This is a genomic window from Paeniglutamicibacter antarcticus, assembly GCF_039544305.1.
GTDB lineage: Bacteria > Actinomycetota > Actinomycetes > Actinomycetales > Micrococcaceae > Paeniglutamicibacter > Paeniglutamicibacter antarcticus_C.
In genome coordinates this window covers 1-2,595 of the sequence record NZ_BAABLK010000067.1, presented here as the reverse complement: position 1 = coordinate 2,595, position 2,595 = coordinate 1, and the positions used below count along the sequence as shown (strand labels likewise).

Genomic DNA, 2,595 nt, shown 5'->3' with positions numbered 1-2,595 from the left:
TGTTAAGTGACCGTTTCTGAAACCGGCAGTCCACGTAAGTGAAACCGCACCGCCACGGACCGGGTACCGGCCACCAACCATCGCTGATGTCCGGCACCCGTATGAGCCCGCCCTGTATCGTTACGAACAGGGCTTACCAGTTAGTTCCAGTGGTCCTCGGCTCGGCGTTTTCGCATGTTTTCTTCACGCCGCATATCAACCGTTCCAAGTTTGATGTGTCGTGAATTGTTCGCCAGCCGATTCACGATCGAGTCTGCCGCGACTCGGTCGTGAATCATTTGGACCCAATACTCTGGCCCGGTTTGAGACAGGACCATCGTCGGCAATCGCCGGTCCCGGTCGGCAAGAACCGTAAACAAGTCGTTGGTCGCCCTGGCGTCGATCCCGATAGTCAAAAAGTCATCGAGAATTAACAGGTCAACGTCCTTAAGCTGGTCAAGCAGGTTCCGATGAGCGATGTGATCATCATGAACACTCACCAGCGCCAAACCCAGATTGTCCATGCGCCAGTACCGCACGCTGTGCTCGTTATGGCACGCAGACACCGCGATCGCGCAGGCCAAGTGAGTCTTGCCCGCACCCGACATCCCAGTGATCACCACATTCATCTGCTCGCGACCCCAATCGTTCTTCGCATACCGACTCATCTGCACCGCGTTCAGCCCGCCGCGGTCCTGACGGTAGTCCAGCTCGGCAATCGAGGCATCGGCAAACGGGAGACAGGCTTGGGAGATCAACCGCTCGATCCGCGCTGAGCGCCGCGACTCGAGCGCGTCGTCGACCGCTTGGCGGAACAACGTCTCGGGCAGCACCTGCTCGTTGGACTCGTCGGCCAAGAGCACCTCGAGGGCCGCTGCGACCTTCGTGATTCTCAGGGCCTTGAACTTCTCGTGGTCCTCGCTGGTGAAAATCGGCATCAGAACCCCTCCTGGTAGTAGTCGGAGCCACGCACGAACACGTGCTCGGTGAGCTGCGGCATCTCGGAGAGCTCCGGTTTGACGGTGTTCCCTGCGGCACGGGGAACTGGCGGGGCGTGTTGGTCGCTGGTGATGGTCGCCAGCACCCTTTTCAGGGTGGTGTAGCTGGGGAGCGCGGCGGTGTTCAGGACCTGCTGGCACGCCGCTTCCAGACGGGCTTTGCCCTTCTTTCCCAATGAATCGAGAATGTTCTGGCAGCTCAAATATCCTTGGGCTTCGATTTCATACCGATCCAAGATCCTGGTGATGACTTCACTCGTGGCCGGTCCGTAGGCTTGGGCACGGTCGAGGAACCAGGTGCGTGACCAGAGATTGGCGATGTTCTGATGGGCCGGCGGCACGTGCTCTCCAAGGGTTGAGTACTGGCCCTTGCGCCCGTATTTGCGTGTGTGTTCGCAAACGATTTCTTCCCCGGCAAACAGGGTCACCCTCATGTCGGTCAACCGGATCCGAAGGGTCTGTCCGGCCAGCCGGTAAGGGGCAGAATAATTCTGGTAGTCGCAGGAAACATGGTAATTTCGCCCTACTTTGAGTTGCTTCCAGGTCACTTGCGTGAAGCGCTGGTCGGGCAGTTTCCCGAGGCAGGAAGCTTCCTCGGTCGTGAAGATCTCCCGCTTGCTGATCCCGTACGGGTTCTTGAGGTCGTTGATCTCCTCCACCTGCACCTCGATGGCTTCGTTCAGCTCCTGGATCGTGGTCCACACCTCATGGCTCAGCCGCCCGATGATCCGGTGGTTGGCAGTGCGCACCGCCCGCTCGATAGATCCCTTGTCGCGGGGTGATTTCACTCTGGCTGGCACGATGGCGGTACCGTAATGGGTGGCGAACTGGGAGTAGCGGTCGTTGAGCAACCGCTGGGGATCCTTGCGCTGGGGCCGGTAAGTCGCCGTCTTGGCGTTGTCAGGAATTATGATCTGCGGGACGCCGGAAAAATACTCCACGGCCCTCACATGCAGGTCGATCCATGCCGCAAGGTTCATCGTCAGCGATGCCCTGGCGAACAACATCCCCGAGTACGGCAGCACCGCGGCGAACAGGTACGCCTTGGAGAGCTGGCCGGTGAGCGTATCGGTGACCGTCAGCGTTTGCCCCGCCCAGTCGACCTGCATCGTCCTGCCGGGCTCGTGATGAATCGTCGCAGAGAGGTCGTTGGAAGCGACGTGCTGGGCGAACAGGGCACAGAACTTCGAATACCCGTACTTGCGTTGCTCACCTTCCCGAAGCACGTAGCCCTGCCAGGCCTGCTGCAGCGTGAAGTTCCGATCGTGTTTCATGGACTTGTGCACCGCTTCGAAGTCCGGCTGTTCGTACTGCTCGGACTTCTTCGACCTGCCGTCGGGAAACCAGCCGTGAAGTTGCTGGTCCGTGACTTCCTTGATCTGGTCCAGGGTGGTGATGCCGCAGCTGGCCAGGACCTTGTTCACTGTTGAGATGCTGCGCCGCGAACAGTTTTCGCTCGCCACGATCTCGTTATAACTGCGGCCCTGCACCAGTAGCCGCATGATGACACGATGATCCGTCATCGTTTCTCCTCGAAGGGTCAAAGCGCAACACCGGGTGTGTTGCAGCTCAGACCAGAGAATCACGTCCAGGGTGCCGGTTCCCTGTTCGTGGCGAT

General features: G+C 59.4%; 2 protein-coding genes. Both read right to left on the bottom strand.

The window, feature by feature from the left end; all coding sequences use genetic code 11:
- Window positions 1-140 precede the first annotated feature (140 nt).
- Window positions 141-917, bottom strand: coding sequence for an ATP-binding protein (locus ABEA12_RS15135; RefSeq protein ID WP_345468829.1), 777 nt, complete (start codon window positions 915-917; stop codon window positions 141-143).
- On the bottom strand, window positions 917-2,595 hold a 1,679-nt coding region (gene istA, locus ABEA12_RS15130), incomplete at its 5' end, for an IS21 family transposase (RefSeq protein ID WP_345468827.1). The genes ABEA12_RS15135 and istA, both read right to left, overlap by 1 nt.

Excerpts from the sequence above, each read along its gene's own strand:
- ABEA12_RS15135 (WP_345468829.1), bottom strand. The coding sequence starts at position 917 with ATGCCGATTTTCACCAGCGAGGACCACGAGAAGTTCAAGGCCCTGAGA.